Below are 2,692 nucleotides of genomic sequence, written 5' to 3' on the forward strand. Positions count from 1 at the left end.
CGGACTCCATGTCCTCGGCGTTGCAGCCGGTGTTGCCGATGTGCGGATAAGTGAGTGTGACGATTTGACGCGCGTACGACGGGTCGGTGAGGATTTCCTGGTAGCCGGTCATGGCGGTGTTGAACACCACCTCGCCCACGGCCTCGCCCGGAACGCCGATGGCCTCCCCGTGGAACAGGGAACCGTCTTCCAGGGCGAGCAAGGCGGTCGTCACCGGCGCATTCCTCTAAAAATCAAAACTCGGACGCGGCACATGCCAACGGGAGCGCTTGGGGCGGCTCCCGTTTTTGGCTCAAAATTCAGGATAAAACGGTACTGCTGGCTGGACGTGAATCTTACGTTAGCGCTTGGGCGAAATCAACGCGTGGCCTATATCCACCGTTGCTGTTCAACAATAGCACTTGCGAATGGATTCTCGCGCGCGACCCACAGGGATGTGTGGGAAGGCAGGGCAACGTAGGTACAGCCTAAGGTGTTTTTTGTCCGGAGTGCTGCAACGCGCTTGATTTACGGGGCAGCAACTGACGGTAGTGCATCACCGTAAGGATTTCGATGCGTTCGGCGGTGACTCGATAGATGATGCGGTACGGGCGTTCCAGCAGTTCGCGCAGGTCTTGCCGTGGGTAATCCGGCACCTGTCGGCCACTGAGCGGGGCGGTCGTAAGCTGGCGCGCCCGCGCCAAGAGCCTGGCGACCACGTCCTTGGCCACGGACGGGGCGTCTTTCGTTCGGCAACTGCTCCCGGCGTTGCTCTACCTCCTGCGTCCATGCAGTCGGATATAGGCCTCGATGTCTTCCAGCCGCGCTCGTGCTTCCGGCGTCCAGTAGACATCCGTCATCGCGTGATACGGAAGTGCTTCTCGATTTCTTCCTGTGGGATGAGCCGACCTGCGTCGGCATCGGCGAGCCCCCGCTCGATCGAGGCACGCACTTCGATCCGATAGGCCAGCTCGTCCCAACTTACCTCGTCGGGCAACTGATCGATCAGCTGGTGGGCGGCTTCTTTAACTTTGGTGGATGACATGTCGGTGCCCCGTTAAGTACGGCGCTTTTTAAATATATCACGATTCTTCTTCCGGCGAGCCGGGAAGAACGGGACGCTTTCCTCCAAAACTCGGACGCGGCACACATTAAAACGGGAGCGCTTCTTGGCGGCTCCCGCTTTTGCTTGAAATTCCGGATAGATCGGGACTTCTGGCTGGACGCGAATCCCGGGCAGTTGCGGGCAAAATCAACGCGACTCGACACGGTGCATTTCGAACTTACAGGCAAAGCATTATGGCTGTAAAACACAAAGCCCCGGAGAAAATAGGGGACGCTGCTTAATTGCTTGCCATGTTATTCCGTCAATACAATTCAAGACATCCTGAATCCGTATCCTCGCCGAACATCGACAAAACGTCATGATGGCGTTTCAGGATAGCAAGAATGTATTCGCTGGACGAGTTACCGCTTTTAATTGCGGACTCAACCGGTTGTTGCAACATCTAATAATCTCTGACTATAGAGAGGAGGATGTTGAAAATGAAGCAGCGACCGAGGATCTATTACACCGAAGAGCAAAAAGCGTTGATGTGGGATCGTTGGCAGAAAGGCGAGTCCCTGAACGCAATTGCCCGGCTCTTTGACCGGCACCATCCGTCGATTCAACGTATCCTGGCGGAGACCGGTGGGATACGTCCGGCGCCACGTCGACGATCGCGTCTTTCCCTGACGTTGGCTGAACGCGAAGAGATCTCTCGTGGCGTGGTCGCCGGCCGCTCCATCCGTTCGATTGCGTCAGGGCTGTGTCGAGCACCGTCGACCGTCAGTCGCGAGATACGACGCAACGGCGGCCTGCGGCGTTACCGGGCGAGTAAAGCCGATCAGGCCGCCTGGGGCCGGGCGCATCGCCCCAAGACCTGTAAACTGGTGGAGAACCGTGCTCTGGCACGCATTGTGGCGAGCAAACTCCAGCTGGAGTGGTCGCCCGAGCAGATCGCCGGGTGGCTCAAGCGCACGTATCCAGACGATGAGAGTTACCAGGTGTCACACGAGACCATCTATCGCAGCCTCTTTATCCAGGCCCGCGGGGCCCTGAAAAAGGAACTGTTACAGCACCTTCGGCGCACACGAGGGATGCGTCGCTCGCGCCATCACACACAAAAGACGGATGATCACGGCAGGATCACCGACACCGTATCGATCAGTGAGCGGCCAGCCTCGGTCGAGGACCGGGCCGTGCCGGGACACTGGGAGGGCGACCTGCTGTTCGGTAGCAATAACAGTCAGATTGCAACGCTGGTAGAGCGTCACACGCGTTACCTGATGCTCGCCAAGGCCGACGGCAAAGACACCGAGACGGTGATCAATGCCCTGATCAAGCATGCCCACAAGTTACCGCGGGAGCTCTACAAGTCGCTGACCTGGGATCGGGGCAAAGAGATGGCCGCTCACCAACGCTTCTCATTGGCAACCGACATCAAGGTGTACTTCTGTGATCCTCAGCAGCCGTGGCAGCGCGGTTCCAATGAGAATACTAACGGACTGCTGAGACAGTACTTCCCGAAAGGCATGGATCTCTCGGAGGTAACGCAAGCGAAACTGAACGCGGTATCTAGACGGCTCAACGAACGACCAAGAAAAACGCTAGACTATGAAACACCAGCAGAGCGATTTAGCAAATGTGTTGCGTCGATCGGTTGAAACCGCA

4 protein-coding genes are annotated in these 2,692 nt (G+C 57.5%); 1 reads left to right on the plus strand and 3 read right to left on the minus strand.

Translation table 11 applies throughout. From position 1 onward, the window contains the following. The 3 genes from HY067_21650 to HY067_21660 form a co-directional block, all read right to left on the minus strand. Positions 1-214, minus strand: a 214-nt coding sequence (locus HY067_21650; protein MBI3530560.1) for a carbamoyl-phosphate synthase small subunit, incomplete at its 3' end; no start/stop codon positions are given. Between the two features lie 253 nt (positions 215-467). After that, a complete protein-coding gene (locus tag HY067_21655) occupies positions 468-710 on the minus strand; it encodes a type II toxin-antitoxin system RelE/ParE family toxin (GenBank protein MBI3530561.1) in 243 nt (80 codons plus the stop codon). A gap of 125 nt (positions 711-835) precedes the next feature. After that, positions 836-1,024 carry a hypothetical protein gene (locus HY067_21660; protein ID MBI3530562.1) on the minus strand — a complete coding sequence of 63 codons (189 nt, stop codon included), beginning with the start codon at positions 1,022-1,024 and terminating at the stop codon, positions 836-838. A gap of 500 nt (positions 1,025-1,524) precedes the next feature. Between HY067_21660 and HY067_21665 the strand changes: the two genes are divergently transcribed. After that, a complete protein-coding gene (locus HY067_21665) occupies positions 1,525-2,685 on the plus strand; it encodes an IS30 family transposase (GenBank protein MBI3530563.1) in 1,161 nt (386 codons plus the stop codon). Positions 2,686-2,692: the final 7 nt, after the last annotated feature.

The organism is Betaproteobacteria bacterium, from assembly GCA_016194905.1.
GTDB lineage: Bacteria > Pseudomonadota > Gammaproteobacteria > Burkholderiales > JACQAP01 > JACQAP01.

Excerpts from the sequence above, each read along its gene's own strand:
- HY067_21665 (MBI3530563.1), top strand. The coding sequence starts at position 1,525 with ATGAAGCAGCGACCGAGGATCTATTACACCGAAGAGCAAAAAGCGTTG.
- HY067_21660 (MBI3530562.1), bottom strand. The coding sequence starts at position 1,024 with ATGTCATCCACCAAAGTTAAAGAAGCCGCCCACCAGCTGATCGATCAG.